Below are 20,037 nucleotides of genomic sequence, written 5' to 3'. Positions count from 1 at the left end.
TAACATTCATAATCGACTGCGGATCATCAGAATTTCTGATTTTGTTACTGAACAAACGATTGCTGGATATTTAAGCAATCTGGCTGTTGTACCAAAACCATAAGCTTATGCAGTAATTCATAAAAGCCATTCACCTGATTCAGTAAACTGAGTTTATTTGATGCACGTTGTTAGCAACCCGACATCATAAATTTTGTTACTAACAGGAGATTAATGTGATGCGGGCTTCACTATCCCATGCAGAACTTAGAACCCATGATTTGAACACAGAACAAATCCAGCCTCGTCGGGCCACGCAGGATCCGCTGCCTTTTACCAGCGGTAATGCAGCAAACCCTTACCTTGCGACTCCAATCTGTCCAGAAGCGGGGGGTGATATTTCCCCGCCTGCCCGTTCGGTCAATGCGCTTTTAGCTTTCCAGACTGAGCAATTGAACATTGCAGAATTTGTCATGGATAAATTGAAACTCAATAAAAGCACGTTGCAATTGGTGCCAGGACTTTTAAAAACGACAGAGTCAGGCATGCAGATGGCCAGTAAAGAACAAATTAACACCTCAAAAAAATTAAATAGCAAACTCATCGATAATATTTCAACTGCATTCAGTAATAAACATCGGGTGCCCCTGAAAGACGTTAAAAGCATCATTAAAAAAGAATTCAAAGCAGCGGCAATAAAAATACGCAACAATAACCACTGGGATAAAATAAACACAAAGATTGCGCACGGCGGCCATGATTATATCAGCACCCTGACTCCCGCCGGGAAAATGAAGGCCGGCACCCATGATATCTTCCAGCAATCCTATCTGGATAAAGGTGTTTGCAGCTCATCCAGTACTGATACCCAACACGCCACCAATTTATGGATGTCGGAAATTGCGGTTCCCGATAAGGATGGTCGCCCTGAGACGTTATTTAACGGCATCCGCCACGGTATTCTCTCACCCTACGGATTGAAAAAGAGCGATCCTGCTCGTCAGGCCGGTGCCATCACTCGGGCAAAGGAAGTGTTAACTGCCGCTTTATATGCAAAACCAGATTTGTTACATCGCGCACTCTCCGGCCAGGAAGTGCCTTTGAACCTGGTTTCCACCTCACTCGCCACCGCAAGCAAGCCAGGAAAAGAGGATGGTATGGTCGCTGACCAAATGCACGCCTGGCAAGCATTGACCCAGCAAACGCCTCTGAGCCTTACCATCAGGGATGAACAGGGCGAATTAAAACCGATAAAGGTCAATCTGAAGGTTGTGGCATTCAGTCTTGGGGTCAACGAAATGGCTCTGAAATTGAAACTGGGTTGGACTGCCTCAGATAAATATAATGATCAGGCACTGCAGCAACTATTTGGCCCTGAACTGAAATTCACTACACAACCTCAAGGTATGGTCGGCGAATATCTGAAAACCAACCCTGAAAATGGAGCAAAGGTACGGGAACTTAGCCAGCAGCTCAGGGATATCTTTATTAAAAAATCCCACCATCATGATGGAGGTGAGCCCTATAAGGCTGCACAACGCATCGCCATGCTGGCATATGAAATGGGTGCTGTACCGTGCTGGAACTGTAAAAGTGGCAAGGACAGAACAGGCATGCTGGATGCAGAAATCAAAAGGGAAGTGATAAGCCAGCATCAAGGAAAACCATTAAGTCAACCGGGTCGCCTGCAAAGTAAAGCCGATAAGGAATTATTTCAGAACGTCCTGATTAATGGCGGTAATGCAGAAGTTCAGGCCTATAACACCAGTGTTGCAGGTAATAAAGTCATTAAATTCTTACCTCTTCCCGGGATGAATTTGTCATTTAATGAACGTATTGGAAACAACCAGGTATTGAAAGCAACGCAAGGGTTATCAAAACTGGTTCATAACTGAGGAATTATGTCGAATATTATTTATAGTCTTTATGACGCTCTCGGGTTGGAAATAGACGGTGATGACCCGGTTTTAATCGTTGATGAGGAACTGACCATTTACTTCAATGAGTCAGACCATACGCTGGAGATGTGTTGTCCTGTTGCGCCATTGCCAAACACGGTAGAGGATTTGCAAAGAGTCCTGCAACTTAACTATTCCAGCTCGGTGGTGCTGGCAACGGATGCCGATAACACGGCTCTGTTAGCCCTGCTACGCCTCCCCGCTACCAGTTCTGCGGCAGAAGTAGAATCGGGACTCCACCAACTCATCAGCGTGTCCCGCATGCTATGTAAAAATGGTTATCCCAACGCAGTATAGTTTTGTGCGGCACGATAAATCGCGCCTTGACGACCTGCAAAATATGGCAGTGTATCCGCTGGGCGAAATTAGCACGGATGCCATCGCCCGATGCCCCACCGCAAGCGGGCACTGATGATCATCAGGCTGGCGATTTCACCCTGAAATCCGCAAAAAACGCTGTGGCGTATCGCCCAGCAAACGACGGAACATGGAGATAAACGCGCTGGGGCTTTGATAGCCAAGCTGGCTGGCAATGCGCAGTACCGGTTGCCCTTGTGCCAGTTGCACCAGCGCTTCTGATAACCGCAATTGTTGCCGCCATTGCGTAAAGGTAATACCGGTTTGATCGCGGAACAGGCGTGCCAGGGTACGCGAGCTGGCTCCGACGCGATGGCCCCACTCTTCCAGCGTGTCGCTGCTGGCCGGACTTTGCAGCAACTGTTGGCAAATACTCATCAGACGACGATCGGCGGGTAACGGCAGCACGCAGACCGGCCCCTCGGGGGCGCGACGAATTTCATCCAGCAGCAACGGCGTTATCAGCTCCACCCGCAGCGGATCGGGGTTAGATTGTTGTTCCATCTCCACCAGCGTCTGCATCAACGCCTGGAGCAAGGGCGAAATCATCATGCTGCGTGCTTCCGGCCAGAAGGCGCGCGCCACCACCGGTTCCAGATACAGACTCAGGCTGCGGATATCGCTCAGTGCCGTTAACGCATGGGGTAAGGTACCCGGCAGCCACAGCGCCCGGCCCGGTGTTAATGTCCATGATGCGCTATGCGTCTGCACCCGCATCACCCCCTGCAAACAGAGCACCAGCTGCGCCACTTCATGGGCATGCCAGCGCTCCTCACGTCCCGCGTGATAATGCATTTCCCGTGTGGTTAATAACGGTAAGGTCGGGCTGGCATCGGTTAGCCGTGGTTTGTTCAACACCATCACATCCAATCCTGTCAGATTGCCGATTGCTGTCTGCCTTGCGTCATTAAGCCCATCAATCACGCAAACCCGCCAGCGTGGCGCTATCAAATAAAATAGTAATGATTATCATTTGTATCACTATTTGGGGCCGTTGGACTATATCGGGGATAAAAATCTTGCGTCATCGCACTTTTCAACGCACACCACTGAACGCCTTACTGCTGGTGCTGTTCAGCAGCACACCTGCCTGGGCGGCAGATAACAATAATAATTCACAAGACAGTACGCTGACCGTCACCGCCAATAACGTGGATACCGATGGCGGCGATGCCGACAGCTGGAACCAGGTGGCGAAAAAAGCGGATTCTGCCACCAAAAGCAGCCGCCCGTTAATCGAAACGCCACAAAGTATCTCGGTGATCACCCAGGCGCAGATGGCTTCCCAGGGCGCGCTGAACGTGGCCCAGGCGTTGCGTTATAACAGCGGCATCGGCTCCGAAGGCGGCGGTGCAGATTACCGTTTCGATGATATCTACATTCGTGGTTTCGCGGCTGACGAGTTCCTGGATGGTCTGCGTCTGCCGACGGTGACTTACTGGTCGCGTCCGAATTTCGATACTTTCCTGCTGGATCGCGTCGAAGTGGTTAAAGGCCCGGATTCGGTGACCTTTGGTCAGGCCAGCCCAGGCGGCGTGGTTAACCTGGTGAGTAAGCGCCCCACCGCCGAACCTATCCACCAGATTTTTGTCAGCACCGGTAGCCATAATCTGTTTCAAACCGGGCTGGATCTCTCCGGCGCGCTGGATAATGACGAACACTGGCTGGGGCGTATTACCGGCACCTGGTCACGCAACGACACCCAGGTCGATTACACCAAATACAAGCACTACGACATCGCCCCGGCACTGACCTGGCAACCCAATGACGACACGCGTCTGACGCTGCTCGGCCAGTTCCGCAAAGATCCCTACGCCGGGTTTTATAACCAGATGCCGCTGGAAGGCAGCTTAATTCACCTCGCGCAGGGCAATTACTCCGACAATTTCTACGGCGGCCAGCCGGGCTTTGATTACTATCGCCGCGAGCAGGCCAGCATCGGCTATGACTTTATGCATAAGTTCGATGATAGCTGGAGCCTGCACCAGAACCTGCGTTATCTGCACACCAGCAGCGATTACCAGATGGTCTACCCGACCCATACCGTAGTTGATGGCTCGGCGACGGTAAGCCGTGACAGCATGCGCGTGATCGAATCCTTCAATGCGTTTGATGTCGATACCAACCTGCAAGGCAACCTGTATACCGGCCCGGTTAACCATGCGGTGACGCTGGGCATGGATTATGTGCACGATGATTTACGTCAGAACAGCGGCTACGGTACCGCGTCTGATATCAGCTATCTCAACCCGGATTACAGCACCCCGGTTGCAGGTCTGTCGATTGATAACCACAACCGTTCCTTTATGACCCAGTTGGGTTTTTACCTCCAGGACAGCATGAAGTGGAACCACTGGATCCTCAATCTCGGCGGACGCTATGACAAAGCGCAAAGCCGCGCGCAGAACTGGGTCAGCGATACCCGTACCGAGCTGAACGACTACGCCACCACCGGTCGCGCCGGTCTGATGTACCACTTCGATAACGGTATTGCGCCATATATCAGCTACGGCACCTCGTTCCAGCCGCAGTCCGGCACCTCCTGGGCGGGCGATCCCTTTAAGCCAACCAAAGGCAAGCAGTCCGAAGTGGGCGTGAAGTATCAACCGAATGGCTTTAACGCGTTGTTCAGCGCTGCACTGTACGACCTGCGCCAGACCAATGTCCTGACCGCCGACCCGGAGCATGCTAATTATTCGGTGCAAACCGGCGAGATCCGCTCTCAGGGCTTCGAACTGGATGCGAAAGCGAACATCACCTCACGCTGGCTGGTGAATGCCTCGTACGCGCTGACCAACCCGAAAGTGATCTCGGCTAACGATGATACCGAAGGTAAACAGCCGGTGGCGATTGCGCGGCAAACCGCCAGCCTGTGGACCGAATACGCCTTACCGGGCGTGCTTGATGGTGTGACTATCGGCGGCGGCGGACGCTACGTTGGCACCAACTACGCCACCACCGATAACAGCCTGAAAGTACCAGCGGTGATGATTTATGACGCGATGATGCGTTACCGCTGGCAGGACTGGCAGCTGGCGCTGAACCTGCAAAACCTGACCGATAAACAGTACATCAGCAACTGTAACGATCTCGGTTGCCACTTTGGCCTGCGGCGGCAATTGATCGCCACGGTGAGTTATCAGTGGTAATTAGCCGTCGGCAGTTCATCCAGGGCGCGCTGGCAGGCGCTGCCCTGTTTTCATTTCCGTTGCTAGCCGCAACCCGGCCGCGCTGGGTGATCCTCGACTGGGGATTAACCGAAATGGCGTTGCTGCTCGGCGTCACGCCGGTGGGGGTGGCTGCGCCAGACTGGTATCGCCGCTTATTCAGCCAGCCGCCACTGCCACCCCAGGTGGCTGATGTCGGCCTGTTGTTTCAACCCAACTATGAAACCCTGTTTGAACTGCATCCCACGCAATTGCTGGTCACCCCCGCGCACCGCATGGCCGAAGCGCAGCTGTCACGCATCGCGCCGTTGCATTACTTCCCAATTTATAGCCCCCATCCCTGGCAGCAGGCGCAGCAGAATCTGCATACCCTGGCACAGCTGGCGGGAGATAACCTCCGGGCGGAACAGGTGATGACCGCCCTGCTGCAACGTCTCGACCAGGCCCGGCAACGAGCCACACAATTTCAGCCACGGCCCATCTACCTGCTGCATCCGCTGGATACCCTGCATGCGCTGGCGTTTGGTCCGGGGAGTTTGTTTAACGACATGTTGGCATTGCTGGAGCTGGATCACCGCCCTCCGTTCGCCGTCGGCCCACAGGGCATGGCAACGCTGGAGCTGGAACAACTGGCGCAAATGCCGCCCGGCTGGCTGGTACTGCTACCCTCCTGGCCGGAGGTGGATCTGACACCGGTCATTAACTCCCCGCTGTGGCAGACCCTGACGCGCGGTGGTCACCGGTTGCTGGTTATGCCCGATGGATTATCCACCGAGGGCGGCGTGCTGACGGCGGTACGTTTTGCTGAGAGCCTGGTCAGCGCGTTACAGGAGGCAAACGCATGATGACACGCCATCCTGCCCTGCTCTGTACCCTGCTGTTCGCCATAGCGATGCTCCTCAGCCTGCAACAACTCAGCCAGCAGCTGGCATGGCCGGATATCTGGCAGGCGCTGCACGGCTCAGCCAATCCCAGCCTGGCGCAACAGATCTTTAGCCAGATGTGGTTACCGCGCCAGGGGATGGCGTTGCTGTGCGGGCTGGCGCTGGGTTTTACCGGCGTGGTAATGCAGCAGGCGCTGCGCAATCCTCTGGCGGAGCCCTTGACGCTGGGTATCGCTTCCGGTGCCACGCTGGCGCTGTCACTCGCGTCCCTGGCTGGCCCGGCGTGGCTGCTGGCCGGACGTGAATGGATCGCGCTGAGCGGCGCATTGCTGGCCTTTGCGGTGGTGTTTCTGCTGAGTTTGCGTCAGGGTTTTACCCCGCTGGCACTGACGCTGGCGGGCATGCTGGTCAATCTGTACTGCGGCTCCGTCAATCTGCTGCTGACGATCATCTATGACCGTTCGCTGGCGGCGGTATTTATCTGGGGCGGCGGTGCGCTAACCCAGCAAAATGCCAGCCCGTTTTGGTGGCTCCTGCCGCGAGTACTGATGGCCGCCTTACCGGTGCTGCTGATCCTGCGGCCTCTGCGCCTGCTGGCGCTGGATGAGCGGGTAACCCATTCAATAGGCATGCCCGCCGGGCTGGTGCGGGGCATCGCCCTGCTGTCAGCGCTGGTGATCAGCAGCCTGGTGATCAGCGTGGTCGGCGTGATTGGTTTTATTGGCCTCGCGGCCCCGCATCTTGCGATGCTGGCGGGCGCAAAACATCTGCGCCAGAAACTGATTTGGTCGCCGTTGCTGGCTGCCGGGTTGCTGTGGCTGACCGATCAGGGCGTCAGCCGCCTGAATGGTATTGGTGGCTTGTTGCTGCCAACCGGTATGATGACGGCGCTGGCGGGTGGACCGTTGCTGTTGTGGTTTCTGCCCCGCCTGCGCCATATCTTTCAACCTGACGTCAGTGAACCCGCTCAGATACCCTTCCCCACCCATCGCAACATCCTGTTGCCGGTGATCGCGCTGTTTTTTCTGCTGCTGGCGGTGTCGCTCGATTTTGCACGCGGCATTACCGGCTGGCACTGGAACTCGCTGGCTGAACTCCATGCCCTGCTGCCGTTCCGCCTGCCACGTCTGCTGGCGGCACTGTCGGCAGGCGTGCTGCTGGCGGCGGCTGGCGTGATCATCCAGCGGGTCAGCCGTAATCCCATGGCCAGCCCGGAATTGCTGGGTATTGGCGCTGGCGCCTCACTGGGTATCACCGTACAACTGTTACTCTGGCCGCTGGGTGGCATCGTGCTGATGCTGGCCAGTAGCGCCATCGGCGCGTTGCTGACGCTGGCGCTCACGCTGTGGCAGGCGCGCCATTACGCTCTCAATCCGCAACGCATGTTATTAAGTGGCCTGGCGATTACCGCGCTATTTCAGTCCGTCGCGGCGATCGTGATGAGCAACAACGGCATGGCGGCAGCGATGCTGCGTCAGCTGATGACCGGCTCAACCTACTACGTCAACGCCAGTACGGCGGCAATCGCGCTGGTGCTGGCGCTGCTGTTACTGGCGCTGACCCCGCTATTGCGCCGCGCATTGCTGCTGTTACCACTGCATCCGGTATCGCCCTCACTGGGGCTTAACGTCACGCGGGCGCGCCTGCTGTTGATGGTGCTGGCGGCAGCGATGACGGGCGTGGCAACGTTGATCGTCGGCCCGTTGTCCTTTATCGGCCTGCTTGGGCCACAGCTGGCCCGGCAGCTGGGCGCACGCCGTCCGCTCGGGCAACTGATACTGGCGGTGCTGATTGCGGCAGTGCTGATGATGCTGGCTGACTGGGCAGGCAGCAATCTACTTTATCCACGACAAATTCCGGCCGGACTGATGGCAACGCTGATCGGCGGCCCATGGCTGGCGCTACTGCTGTGGCGTCCGTTGAATAGTACAAACTCATAGGAGATGAGGTGGCGATTTACCTGATGTTACTGCGCACCACCGGTGCGCTATTTTTTGTGGCGCTAGGCTGTAGCGTGGTGGGTGGTTTAAGTAACGCCGCGCTGCTGGCCTTAATCAACCAGGGGCTGAACGCCACAGACGCGCAGCGCCTGCAACTGGCGTGGCAATTCGGCTTGCTGGCGCTGCTGATGCTCGGCACGCGAACGCTCAGTCAGTCGCTGTTTATGGCGATGGGCCAGCGCAGCAAAGCCCAGCTGCGACGCATGCTGGTGCAGCAGGTGGCGGATGCCCGCTACGCCGATCTGGAGCTACACGGCATGCCGCGCGCACTCAGCATCCTGACCCAGGACCTGGATCAGGTAGTGATCTTTTTCGTTTCGCTCCCGGCTTTTGTCATGTCGCTGGCGGTAATCATGGGCTGCATGGCCTATCTGGGTTATCTGTCTGTCACCGTGATGGGGATTGCGATTGTTACCGTGCTGATTGGCTCCCTCGGCTACAGCTGGGTGCATCGCCGTGCGTTGCAACTGATGCGCCAGTCGCGCCAGCGGGAAGAAACCCTGACCGGCGATGTCAACGCGCTATTCAGCGGGGCCAAGGAGTTACGCCTGCACGCCGCGCGCAAGCAGGCGTTTCTGCACAACCGGTTATTCACCACCATTGAGAAGGTGCGTGTCGAGCGCACACGCGGTTATGTGTTGTATTCCCTGGCGAATATCTGGGCCAGCGTTTTTTTCTTCGCGTTTATCGGTGTGGTGATGTTTCTGCTGACCCGGGTGCTGGACTTGCACGGTGCGGTGCTGTCGGGTTTCGCCATGGTGTTTCTTTATATGATTGTGCCGATTGAAAGCGCGCTATCCACCCTGCCCTCGCTGACCATGACCCAGGTTGCCCTGAAGCGCATCAATGCGATGCAGCTGCAATTGCCGCCCGAGCAAACCCACATCGACGCCGCCCCGCAGGAATTTCAGCGACTGGAGCTGCGCGATCTGACCTACCATCATGGCGCAGCGCAGGGTTTTCAGCTCGGACCGATTTCGCTGCAATTTACCGCTGGTGAACTGGTGTATCTCACCGGCGGTAATGGCAGCGGCAAAACCACGCTGGCCCGGCTGATTACCGGCTTATATCAACCGGATGGCGGCGAGTTGCTGCTGGATGGTGTTGCCATCACCGATGCCAGCCGCGCGCGTTATCGGCAGCTGTTCTCGGCGGTATTCAACGATTTTCACCTATTCGACGATCTGCAGGGGATTGATGCCGCCCGCTGGAATGATGAAGCGCAACAGCTACTCGAAGCATTGCAGCTTAACCACAAGGTCACGTTGCAGGAGGGGGTGTTCTCGACGCTGGCACTTTCTACCGGACAGCGTAAGCGGTTGGCGTTACTGGTGGCGTGGCTGGAAGATCGGCCATTTTATCTGTTTGACGAATGGGCTGCCGATCAGGACCCGGCGTTCCGCGAGGTGTTTTATCACCAGCTGCTGCCCGCGCTGAAAGCGCGTGGCAAAACCGTGCTGGTGATAACCCATGACGATCGCTATTTTCACCTCGCCGATCGCTGCCTGAAGCTGGAGCTGGGCCAGCTACTTAACGCTTAAGCCGCCCGGCCGCTTTTTCGCTCGCCACCCGACGGCGGGCGATAAATTCCGCGATCTGCTGCTGCGCTTCAGTGAGTCTCTCTGCTGAAGCGCTGCGCGGTGAACCGCTGTGGAACGGCGGTGCCGGGTCGTACTCCATCTGCAACTGAATATTTTCCGCCGCTGCCCGGCCCAGCAATTCTTCCGCCACCGTCAGCGCAAAATCGATGCCGGAAGTCACCCCGGCACCGGTGATGCGGTTACGGTCGCGCACCACCCGCTCCTGCACTGGCGTTGCCCCAAACAAGCTCAATTGATCGAGCGATCCCCAATGGGAGGTAGCGCGATAGCCCTGCAACAATCCCGCCGCACCCAGCACCAACGAGCCGGTACACACCGAGGTCACCCACTGCGCCTGCTCCGCCATGCGTCGCACAAAATCCAGCGTTTCGTCATCTTCCATCAACGCAATCTGGCCCGGACCACCGGGGATACAGATCAGATCCAGCGGTGGGCAATCTGCAAAGGTCGCCGTCGGCATGATGGCTAAACCCCGGTCTGACATCACTGGCTGGCGATCTTTCCACACCAGGTAGTTATTGACGCCAGGCATCCGCACGAAGACTTCCCACGGACCGGTAAGGTCGAGTTGCGTCAGAGAGGGGAAAAGCAGCAGACCAATATTGAAAGGGGTGGACATCGCCATCATCAGCTCCTGTTGGGAATCATCGGCTTATCATGGACTTATTTGGGGGAAGATGCATCTGGTCATTTTACGAACTTGAAAGTACCGACCTATACAACTATAGTAATATTTACCACAGTAAGGATGAGTATGAGAATGGACAATCTGCTAAGGCTGTTTGTGGAATGGAGTTATAACAAGGAACGAAAAAAGTCCGGTATCACTGACTTTCAGTTACGTCAGCTTGCTGTTGAGTTGCTGGCTGATCCGAAAGATGGATCGCTGGGCGGTGGTGTGTATAAAAAGCGTGTTGCCTTGCAAGCAGGAACTCGTGGTGGCGCAAGGACAATTATCATTTATCATCAATGAGATAAGGTCTATTTCCTTGACGGGTGGGAGAAAAAGGATGTTCCTAAAAGTGGACCTGAAATCCCTCCCAACATTCTGAATTTTTATAAACTACAGTCAAGAACGTTTAAGAGTAAAACAGAAAACCAAATTAAAACTGATCTTGAAAACAAAGTTTATATTGAGATGGCAAAGGCAGAAGTGGAGAAGAAATATGATTGATCAACGTATTCTCAAAATGCATGCTCTGATGAAACGGCAGCATGAGCTAGGCACCGCGTCCGATGAGGATATGGCAGAGGCCGATGCGCTTCTGGCTGAAGCCAGACGCGAATCAAATCAGAATGCAATGACTGGCGATCGTATTCGTGCCCTGCGCAGCCGTGAACATCTCAGTCAGAGCCAGCTGGCAAAATATATGTATCTTTCTGCCAACAGTATCCAGAAATGGGAACGTGGTGTTGCAGCGCCAAAAGGTGCAGCTCTGGCAATACTGGAGTTGATTGAAAAGAAAGGCATGGGTATTTTTTCTGAATTAAAGCCCCAATAAATGGGGCTTTTTTACATCCGCGTTAATTCAGCACCGGTTTGCCCAGTGGCTGCGTAGGGCGTTCCGCCAGCGCAAACAACGCTTCAACCCGCGCTTTCTCTTTGGCATCCACCGGCACCAATACGCCGCAGGCGACAAACACCAGCAGGTTACCTGCCAGGCCGACAATGCCGCTGGTCAGCGAGCCAAGTGCCGGAATGTCATCAGGGAAGAAAACCGTCAGCACGATGGCGATGATAATGCCGGTCATCATGCCGAGCAGTGCGCCTTGCTTATTGCCAAAGCGGCTGAAGATACCAAAGAACAGCGGCACCGCCAGCTGGATAATCCCCTGATAGGAGATCTGCGCCAGCAACTGCAAACGTGAATAGTTAAAGGTGAAATACGCCAGCAGTGCTGCTGCCACAATAAACACCACCATGCCCGATTTCGCCAGCACCGTTAACTGACGATCGCTGCGCGGTTTATTCCAGGTGGCAAGGTCATTGGCGAATTGCGTGCCGCAGACCTGCACACAACCATCGACGTGGCCGATGCTCGCCGCCAGCACAATCACCAGCGCTAACGCCAGCAGCCACGGGCCTCCCTGATCAAACAGGGCGGTGAAGAAACCGTTCTGTGGATTGCCCTGCACATTGGGATCCTGGCTGACCGCCGTAGCAAACAACATCAGGATGGCGTAGAAACCGCCCACCAGCAGAATCGTCAGCAACGTGCCCTTCTTCACCGCCTTGATACCGCTGGCGGTGTAGATACGCTGGAAGCTCATCGGCCAGCACATCGACCCCACCACGCCGGTGAAAATCAGGCTGAACATATACCACGAACCGTAATGCGAACCTTCCGCACCCGGAATCTGTAACATCGCTGGCGGCAGCGACGACAGTTGGCCGAAGCTGTGATCGCCGTTGAACAACAGCACCACACACACCAGCGCGCCGAGGCCGTAAGCGATAATGCCCTGGTACATATCGGTCATGATCAGACCGCGCATCCCCATACTTACCGTCCAGTACTGGCGTACCAGAATCAGCAGTACCCCTGCGATCAGACAGGTGGTGACGCCCCAGCGACCGAAGCTGGCGAACTCCACCAGCAATGCCAGTGCCTGGATGCCCATCACTACCCACGGAAACACGCAGATGATGCCAATGATCGATGCCACACGTTTCACCGCCGGGCTGTTGTAGCGCATCCCCAGCAAATCGGGCTGGGTAGTCAGGTTAAAGTGCTGACCCCATTTCCAGGCACGGCGTGCCATCAGATACATCGCGGTGACGCCGAGCGTGGAGTACACCGCGCCGTAGAAGCCAATCACGCCGCTGACAGAGAGCGCAAAAAACGCGGTAAAGGTCGCCCCCGGCCACCAGGAGTTGGTGTAACTCATGGCGATATACCAGGGACCGTAAGAGCGCCCGCCGACCGCATAGTCAGAGAACGAGGTGCTTTTACGGTTGGTGGCATAGAGTACGGCAATCATGATCGCCAGAAATAAACCGATCATGCCAAAGGTAATTAAATAATGCGGTTCTGCGGCGCTAATTTTCATGATACTTCCTCATCCGCGGGAATTTCGCCAAATGCACATTCAGCGAGATACATCACCCATAATCCGACGCCAAGAAATACCGCAATAGCCAGCCAGTAAATAATCGGCAACGGAATACCCAGAAATAATGAGCTACTGCCACTGACACTTAAATATAACGGTGGACAGAGCGCCAGCAGTAATAAAGCAAGCAGATAGACGGCAAAGATTTTATTTTTAATACGAATGCGATCGCGCAATTGTTGCGCCATGATCATGGTACTCATAACCCCCTCCGGAATTTAGAATGATGGTGTTCGCACTCCTTTACCTGCTGTCAGACAGCCTTTCCCCTGTGGTGTAATTCGATAAAACTTACAATGCGCGCAACCAGTTTTCCCAGTCGGGATGATTTAATACACTGCGGGCGCGCAATTCTTTCCAGCGACCATACTTCGAGAAATCAAAATCAATATCCGCCACCTGATGCTGAATAATCGCCCAGGTGGACCACTTCATATCCGCCAGATATTTGTGGATTTGCACGCGGGCAAATATCGCGTTATCCACCTTACCGAAATAATCCTCCAGCAATTCAAGTTCAATTTGTGGTGTGAAAAACATTTCGCCAAACCATAACGCCAGTTCATAACAACGGTCATTATTCGAGGCATACTCGAAATCAACCAGGCGGATTTCATCACTGGCATTCAGCATAAAATTCCCCGCCAGCGTGTCATTCATGCAGGGCACGCTATCCAGCCCCGCCGCTTCCAGCGCCTGCTGCGCCCGTTGCACCTGCTTATGCAGCCAGACCGCATCCGCCGAAAAGGGAGCCTTGAGTCCCTGCACCTGTTCAATATGTTCATTCAGCATATCGAACACCGTTTTGTTCTCGGTCAGTCGCGGTTGGTCATTAAAGCTTTTCAGCGCATGCAACGCGCGGTGGCGAATGGCCGGTTGCTGAAAATCGAGGTTAGATGAAGCGCGCCAGCCATCGATAAACTCAAAAATCTCCACCCCTAACTCGCGCAGATAAGCCACCACCGGCACGCCATAACCGGTTTGTGCCGCCTTGACGCTGGCCTCGTGTGCGGTGTCTCGATTGATAAACCGCTCAGTGCCTTCACCGGGAATTTTGACGAAGTAGGCACTGGGCGCACCTGCAACCGCCACATGCCAGTTCGCGTTGGAAATCCCCCCGCTCACCGGGCGATAGTGAATGGTTTTGTTTTGCCAGCCAGGCATCGCAGCAATCGCCTGCTCCAGACGTTGCTCCTGCCAGCTTACGGCTTGTCCGGGTTGTTTACTCATCGTGATTGCTCCGCTGTCAGGGTTAACCAACGTTCGAATCGGGGATCGCGCGCGCTCTGACGACAGCGCAGCAACATCCACTGGCCGAGCTTGGCGAACTCCAGCCCGCGCGCGCTGATGTGACCGTTTAGCATGCCCCATAACACCCAGTGGTAATCATCCACCAGCGCGTACAGGCGGCAGCGTGCCACATCGGCCTCGCTGCATTCTCCGCGCCAGGCGCGGATCGCATCGCGCCAGCGATCGTCAGTGGGTAATTGTTCATGAATTAAGGTGGCGATATCGTGCCAGGCATCCCCCTGCGCGGCGTAATCAAAATCCAGCAAACGCCACTCACCCTGACTGTTGACCATCCAGTTACTGGCAAGCGGGTCGCCGTGAATCAGCACCGGCGTAAATGGCGCAGCCAGCAGTGCCTGCCAGGCCAGATCCACGCATTCACCGAGCCATACCATCTCTTCCGGCAAGGCAATGTTCGCCTGTCCGATTTGCTGGCGCAGTCGCAGCATGTCCTGCTGACGCGTAGGCTGTGGCAGCGGTAACGCGGCATCGTGCAATCGGTCCAGGGTGCGGGTCAGTGCGTCGAACTGCGCCGGGTCGCTGAAGCTGGCCAGTTTGGCCCAGCGAAAATCATCATCCAGCGCGGCGAAGATCAGCACCCCAGCCTGTTCATCGGCATGGCACAGCGCAGGGGCAATGCCCAACTCACCGGCCTGACGACTGATTTCGGCACTGCGGCGGACATCCAGCAGCGTGCGTTGATCGTCGTATAACACTTTGGCGTAAAAGCGCTGCCCGGCGCTCTCCAGCCGGAAGCCTGCCCACTCCGTCGCCAGCCGATGTGGTGATGCCACCCCGGCGCAGCCCGGTTCAACAACAAAACGCTGGCCGGGTTGCCACGCTTCCAGAACCTGTTCTAAGCGCGTCATCATGCGGTTTCCTCCGGAACGGGTTGCAGGATGAGATCACTCAAAAGCGCCATCAGCAGATCCAAGCCACGATGCAGATCCTCAGTGGCGGTAAATTCACGCTCGTTATGGGACAACCCACCCGCACTCGGGACAAACAGCAGCGAGCTGGGACAGTGATAACTGAGGCTGATGGCATCATGCCCGGCGACGCTACGCAGCGGCATGGCGCTCAGGCCAAGGCGATTAGCCTGCTGTAGCGCGCGTTGTGCCAGCCCGGCATCCAGCTGTTGCCGCGCACGGAATTGCGCCCGATCGAGGCTGACATCGGTAGCAGTAGCCTGAGCAATCGATTGCATCTGCTGGCTGAAGCTGTCGCGTAATTGATGCAACAAAGCCTCATCAGCAGAGCGAAATTCGATGTACACCGTGGCTTCCGAGGTCACCACGTTGGGAGAATTGGGGGTAGTTTCGAGACGCCCCACTGAGGTGTGAAGAATTTCCCCGTGACGATCGGCCTCAGCACGCACCGCAACGATGGTCTGTGCCGCCGCCAGCAACGCATCACGACGCCGGTTCATCAACGCCGGTCCGGTGTGGTTTTGCTCACCGCGAAACGTCACCTGCCATTTCAGTGCCGCCCAGGTTTCTGTCACCACGCCAATTTGTTTGCCCTGAAGCTCAAGGTGCGGCCCCTGCTCCACATGCAGTTCAAGGTAAGCGCGCAACGGCAAGGCTGGTAATGTTTCACCGCGATAGCCAATTTCTGCCAGCGCGCTAGCCAGCGTAATGCCATCGGCATCGGTACAGGCCAGCGCCTCATCCAGCGTGACCGCTTTGGTGAAGACCGAGCTGCCAATCAGGCTCGGCTGAAAACGCGCGCCTTCCTCATTGGTCCAGTTGACCACCGCCAGGTTGCATTGCGCATCAACGGGATGGTCCCGCAACTGCCGCGCCAGCGCGGCAAGCGTGGCGGCGGCACCGGTGACGCCGTAAGCACCATCGAAACGGCCACCGAGCGGCTGGCTGTCGAGATGCGATCCGCACAGCAGCCACGGTGCCCCCGGACGCAGCGTCATCAGACCAAAAATATTACCGATTTCATCAATCTTGACGTCAAAACCCTGCTGGGTCAGCCAGGTGCAAAAAGCATCGCGCACCTGTTGATCTTCGGCGCTGGCCGTCAGACGATGCAAACCGCCCGCTGCCGTGGCACCGATGCGGCTGCTGGTGGCAAACAGCGCATCAAATACCTGATAGTCGCGTGAGGTCATCCGCGGCAGTACCGGGATGGAGGATGTTGACATGTGCGTTCTCCAGACTCGCTACAAAAGCTGCCGGTGGCGGCGCATTGGTCACTAAGGTGTCGACCGCGCTGAACGGCAGCGTATTCACAAAGGTACGCAGTCCAAATTTGCCTTCATCCGCCAGAATCACACTCTGGCGGCAGTGCGTGCTCAGCACGCGTCGTAATAACGCCTCCGGCTCCTCGTAGTCCATAAAGCCGTTGTCCCGATCCACCGCGCCAATGCCCATAAAAGCGATGTCGTAGTGAAACTGCCGGGCAAAATCCAGCGTATGGGGGCCAATCAGTGCGTTATCGTTTCGCCGGACGCGCCCTGGTGTTAGCGTCACAGCATTCTCGCTCTGCTGCGTCAGCAGCGTGGCAATATCCAGTGAATTAGTAATAATCTTCAGTCGCGCAAAACGCGTCAGCTGCTGCGCCAGCGCCAGCGTCGAAGTGCCGGTATCAAGGAACAGCGCCATCCCTTCCTCAACCAGTTCACTCGCCAGCTGTCCCATGCGCACTTTGGCGCGCGGTTTAATGCGGCTGCGAATTTGCAGCGGCTGCTCTTCGCTGGGTACGGGCAAAATTGCACCGCCGTGCACCCGACGCAGCACCCCCTGCTCCTCCAGATACTTCAAATCGCGTCGGATGGTCTCTTCCGATACCACAAACTTCTGCGCCAGTTCGGTGACGCGCACACGTTTATCGTGACTCAGTACCCGTTTGATCTCATCGAGTCGCGGCTGATTGATCATACTTACCCTTCTGTTTCTGCGGGGAAAACCGCAGTATACCCGGATTGACGGCCCTGCCCCGGCATGACGTTATAAATCGCGCGGCGACAGGTTGGGCACATGCTGATCCCACAGCATCAACGCTTCCAGTGCCGCGCAGAACTGCAATACATCCCCTTCGGCATAACGGCGTCCGATCACCTGTAATCCCACCGGTAAACCTTCCGGGGTAAAGCCGCACGGCACCGTCGCCGCCGGATTGCCGCTCAGATTGAAAGGCCAGGTAAACGGCGTCCAGCGCGCCCACTCCACACCGCTGTCTCCCTCTGGTTGCCCTTGCGGGACATGACGATCGGCAGCAAAGGGCAGAATCGGCAACGTGGGCGTAATCAGTAAATCCACCTCGTCAAACAGCGCATGGACCTGGCTGGCAAAAAAGGCCCGCTGTTTTTGCGCGTTCAGGTAATCGGCCAGATCGATGCGTTGCGCCCGTTCAATCAGGGCGGCAAAACCAGGATCCAGCTGGTCAAGTTGCTGCCGGAGTGCCGCGCCATAAGCGATACCGCGGCCTCCGCTCCACAAGGTATCGAAAGTGTCGAACGGGCTTTGCCAGCTGAGCGGTTTAGCGGTCAGCGTGATCGGCAGCGCATGTGCCATCTGCTCAACGGCCTGCTCAACACAGGCGGCAATGCGGGCATCGACGGGCGTATTAAACAGGGTCGGGCTGTAGTGCACGCGCAGCGGTGGCAGCGGCGCATCACAACGTTCCAGCCAGCTTTCGGTTTTCGCCGGTAACGCCTGATGATCGCGCGCATCCGGGCCGGAGAGCAGATCAAACAGCAGCGCACTGTCACGCACTGTGCGCGTCATCGGCCCGGCATGGCTGAGCATCTCCGTCGCGGACCACGGCCAGGTGGGAATACGCCCCAGCGATGCCTTGAGGGCAAAGATGCCGCAAAACGCACCGGGAATCCGTACCGAGCCACCGCCATCCGACCCCAGTGCCGCAGGCACCATACGCGCCGCCACACTGATCGCTGATCCGGAGCTGGAGCCGCCGCTGGTCAGAGACGGATCCCACGGGTTACGACCATGACCATACACGCGAGAATAACTGGAGCCGGTCCAGCCAAATTCGGTGGTGGCGGTTTTACCGATAATGATCGCACCCGCTGCTTTTAAGCGCGCAATAATCGGCGCATCGCTATCCGGAACATTATCCACCGCGGTGAGAGAGCCTTTGCAGGTCCGCAATCCGGCAGTAGAAAACAGATCTTTAATACCGAATGGCACACCATGCAGCGGACCGCGCAATTTTCCCTGCTGGCGTTCACGGTCGCAGATTTCTGCTTCAGCCAATGCCTGCTGGTAATAGACATCACCGAAGGCATTAAATGTGGGATTGTGGGTTTTTATCTGCTGCAAACAAAACTCCACCAATGCCACACTGCTGCACTCACCCTGACGAATCCGTGCCGCCGCGCTTAATAAATCCGGCATAACCTGCATGTTCACGCTCTATCCATCCGACCCACTGTTGAGCTGATAGTGGCATAGCTGTGGAGAGATGCAAGACCGGTTTATGTTGTTAATGTGGGATATGTTGTATTTATCCAAAGGCAGTGATAGGAAAGCGTGATGACGGGAGAGAGTATAAAATGTCAGAAAAATGACATAAGGTTGAATATTTAACTACCGGAATCACCGTTGCTGGTGGGGTCAGCAGTTTTCGCGCTGCTGGAACGATGAACGCGCGGAATGTGCGACAACCCACAAATTGCCCCCTTTCCGCGCACAGTGATAACAAAATCGTTTGACTAAAAAATCGCCTTGCCCGATTACAGCCAGCCAGAACGTTTCAGTCGCCACCACATAAAACCACAGATCATAAAGGTCACCAGCAGCGCTATCGGATAACCAAAGTGGGTATGCAGCTCCGGCATATCGGCGAAGTTCATGCCGTACATACTAAAAATGATGGTGGGTACAATCAGCACCGCACCCCATCCGGCCAGCTTCTTGTTCACCTCACTTTGCTGTACCGAGACCAGCGCCAGATTGACCTGCATGGCGCTGGTGAGCATTTCGCGCATATCTTCAGCATCGATCATCACATGGTGCGCATGGTCCTGCACATCACGCAGGTAAGCGCGCAGATTTTTTGGGATCAGATTTTCGTGGAAGCGCACCAGCTGCGGGCAAATTTCGGTGACTGGCATCGCCGCATTGCGCAGCGACAGCAACTCGCGTCGCAGATGATAAACCTCTTCCAGCGTATCGCGATGAAAACGGGTGGTGAACATCTGGTCTTCCATTTCGCTGATGCGCTTACTCAGGCTGGCGGTAATTTTGGCGTAGTTATCAACGATACAGTCGAGAATGCAATACATGGCATAGCCTGGCCCTTCGCTCATCATCGCCTGATTTTTTTCCGCACGCGCGCGGATACCGCCATAGCCATCGGTGGAACCGTGGCGCACGGTGATCAGAAAGTTTTTACCCAGGAAGAAGTGCGTTTCACCAAAGGAGATGCGTTGCTGATCGTCAAGATGCGCGGTTTTGACCACCACAAACACCGACTCGCCATATTGCTCAATTTTCGGGCGCTGATGCGCCACCAACGCATCTTCAATCGCCAGCTCATGCAGGCTGAACTCCTGTTGCAGCGTCTGCATAAAGGCGGCATCCGGCTGATACAATCCCAGCCAGACAAAGGTGTTGTCTTCTTTCAGCACCTCACTGATATCGGCAATGTTGACATTCTCTTCACGCTTGCCGTGGCGATAGACCACGCAGTTAATCACCATCTTATCCAGA

At 55.9% G+C, this 20,037-nt stretch carries 18 protein-coding genes; 8 read left to right on the top strand and 10 right to left on the bottom strand.

Translation table 11 applies throughout. The annotated features are described in order from the left end of the window. The first annotated feature begins 218 nt into the window (after nucleotides 1–218). Together HA50_RS28195 and HA50_RS28190 are read left to right on the top strand one after the other, a co-directional pair. Nucleotides 219–1,874 carry an inositol phosphate phosphatase SopB gene (locus HA50_RS28195; RefSeq protein WP_084880406.1) on the top strand — a complete coding sequence of 552 codons (1,656 nt, stop codon included), beginning with the start codon at nucleotides 219–221 and terminating at the stop codon, nucleotides 1,872–1,874. Nucleotides 1,875–1,880: 6 nt separating this feature from the next. After that, on the top strand, nucleotides 1,881–2,234 hold the full coding sequence (locus HA50_RS28190; RefSeq protein ID WP_084880404.1) for a type III secretion system chaperone family protein: 354 nt from the start codon (nucleotides 1,881–1,883) through the stop codon (nucleotides 2,232–2,234). 135 nt (nucleotides 2,235–2,369) lie between these two features. Here the strand turns inward: HA50_RS28190 and HA50_RS28185 are convergent, their stop codons facing one another. Beyond that, on the bottom strand, nucleotides 2,370–3,155 hold the full coding sequence (locus HA50_RS28185) for an AraC family transcriptional regulator (protein WP_084880401.1): 786 nt from the start codon (nucleotides 3,153–3,155) through the stop codon (nucleotides 2,370–2,372). Nucleotides 3,156–3,313: 158 nt separating this feature from the next. On the opposite strand from HA50_RS28185, the gene HA50_RS28180 reads away from it, so the two are divergent. From HA50_RS28180 to HA50_RS28165, 4 genes are read left to right on the top strand one after another with little or no spacing between them, the layout of a single operon-like run. Continuing rightward, entirely contained in the window at nucleotides 3,314–5,443 is a 2,130-nt protein-coding gene (locus HA50_RS28180; protein WP_084880398.1) for a TonB-dependent siderophore receptor, read from the top strand. After that, nucleotides 5,437–6,306, top strand: coding sequence for an ABC transporter substrate-binding protein (locus HA50_RS28175; protein ID WP_084880396.1), 870 nt, complete (start codon nucleotides 5,437–5,439; stop codon nucleotides 6,304–6,306). Before HA50_RS28180 ends, HA50_RS28175 begins: the two co-directional genes overlap by 7 nt. Then, nucleotides 6,303–8,285 (top strand): Fe(3+)-hydroxamate ABC transporter permease FhuB, encoded by a 1,983-nt coding sequence (gene fhuB, locus HA50_RS28170; protein WP_084880393.1) that lies wholly within the window; start codon nucleotides 6,303–6,305, stop codon nucleotides 8,283–8,285. Before HA50_RS28175 ends, fhuB begins: the two co-directional genes overlap by 4 nt. 8 nt (nucleotides 8,286–8,293) lie before the next feature. Continuing rightward, complete coding sequence (locus tag HA50_RS28165; protein ID WP_084880391.1) at nucleotides 8,294–9,886, top strand: cyclic peptide export ABC transporter; 1,593 nt, start codon at nucleotides 8,294–8,296, stop codon at nucleotides 9,884–9,886. Here the strand turns inward: HA50_RS28165 and HA50_RS28160 are convergent. Then, complete coding sequence (locus tag HA50_RS28160; protein WP_409521725.1) at nucleotides 9,876–10,571, bottom strand: DJ-1/PfpI family protein; 696 nt, start codon at nucleotides 10,569–10,571, stop codon at nucleotides 9,876–9,878. The genes HA50_RS28165 and HA50_RS28160 overlap by 11 nt on opposite strands. 129 nt (nucleotides 10,572–10,700) lie before the next feature. On the opposite strand from HA50_RS28160, the gene HA50_RS28155 reads away from it, so the two are divergent. Next, nucleotides 10,701–10,919 carry a type II toxin-antitoxin system RelE/ParE family toxin gene (locus tag HA50_RS28155; RefSeq protein WP_158087463.1) on the top strand — a complete coding sequence of 73 codons (219 nt, stop codon included), beginning with the start codon at nucleotides 10,701–10,703 and terminating at the stop codon, nucleotides 10,917–10,919. Nucleotides 10,920–11,112: 193 nt separating this feature from the next. Next, a complete protein-coding gene (locus HA50_RS28150) occupies nucleotides 11,113–11,448 on the top strand; it encodes a helix-turn-helix domain-containing protein (protein ID WP_084880385.1) in 336 nt (111 codons plus the stop codon). Nucleotides 11,449–11,470: 22 nt separating this feature from the next. Here HA50_RS28150 and HA50_RS28145 read toward each other — a convergent pair whose 3' ends face one another. The 8 genes from HA50_RS28145 to corA form a co-directional block, all read right to left on the bottom strand. After that, on the bottom strand, nucleotides 11,471–12,997 hold the full coding sequence (locus tag HA50_RS28145; protein ID WP_084880383.1) for a sodium:solute symporter family protein: 1,527 nt from the start codon (nucleotides 12,995–12,997) through the stop codon (nucleotides 11,471–11,473). Continuing rightward, nucleotides 12,994–13,263, bottom strand: coding sequence for a hypothetical protein (locus HA50_RS28140; RefSeq protein WP_084880380.1), 270 nt, complete (start codon nucleotides 13,261–13,263; stop codon nucleotides 12,994–12,996). Before HA50_RS28140 ends, HA50_RS28145 begins: the two co-directional genes overlap by 4 nt. An 88-nt stretch (nucleotides 13,264–13,351) precedes the next feature. Beyond that, the gene (locus HA50_RS28135) at nucleotides 13,352–14,290 is read right to left on the bottom strand and encodes a choline/ethanolamine kinase family protein (protein WP_084880378.1); all 939 of its coding nucleotides are present in this window, start codon (nucleotides 14,288–14,290) and stop codon (nucleotides 13,352–13,354) included. Further along, complete coding sequence (locus HA50_RS28130) at nucleotides 14,287–15,222, bottom strand: phosphotransferase (protein ID WP_084880375.1); 936 nt, start codon at nucleotides 15,220–15,222, stop codon at nucleotides 14,287–14,289. The genes HA50_RS28135 and HA50_RS28130 overlap by 4 nt, the downstream gene beginning before the upstream one ends. Beyond that, entirely contained in the window at nucleotides 15,219–16,505 is a 1,287-nt protein-coding gene (locus HA50_RS28125) for a Zn-dependent hydrolase (RefSeq protein WP_084880372.1), read from the bottom strand. The genes HA50_RS28130 and HA50_RS28125 overlap by 4 nt, the downstream gene beginning before the upstream one ends. Continuing rightward, complete coding sequence (locus HA50_RS28120; protein WP_084880369.1) at nucleotides 16,444–17,241, bottom strand: DeoR/GlpR family DNA-binding transcription regulator; 798 nt, start codon at nucleotides 17,239–17,241, stop codon at nucleotides 16,444–16,446. The genes HA50_RS28125 and HA50_RS28120 overlap by 62 nt, the downstream gene beginning before the upstream one ends. Nucleotides 17,242–17,310: 69 nt before the next feature. After that, complete coding sequence (locus HA50_RS28115) at nucleotides 17,311–18,729, bottom strand: amidase (RefSeq protein ID WP_139811106.1); 1,419 nt, start codon at nucleotides 18,727–18,729, stop codon at nucleotides 17,311–17,313. 329 nt (nucleotides 18,730–19,058) lie between these two features. After that, a complete protein-coding gene (gene corA / locus HA50_RS28110; protein ID WP_084880365.1) occupies nucleotides 19,059–20,027 on the bottom strand; it encodes a magnesium/cobalt transporter CorA in 969 nt (322 codons plus the stop codon). Nucleotides 20,028–20,037: the final 10 nt, after the last annotated feature.

This window comes from Pantoea cypripedii, from assembly GCF_002095535.1.
Lineage (GTDB): Bacteria > Pseudomonadota > Gammaproteobacteria > Enterobacterales > Enterobacteriaceae > Pantoea > Pantoea cypripedii.
This window is presented reverse-complemented; position numbering and strand designations above follow the sequence as displayed.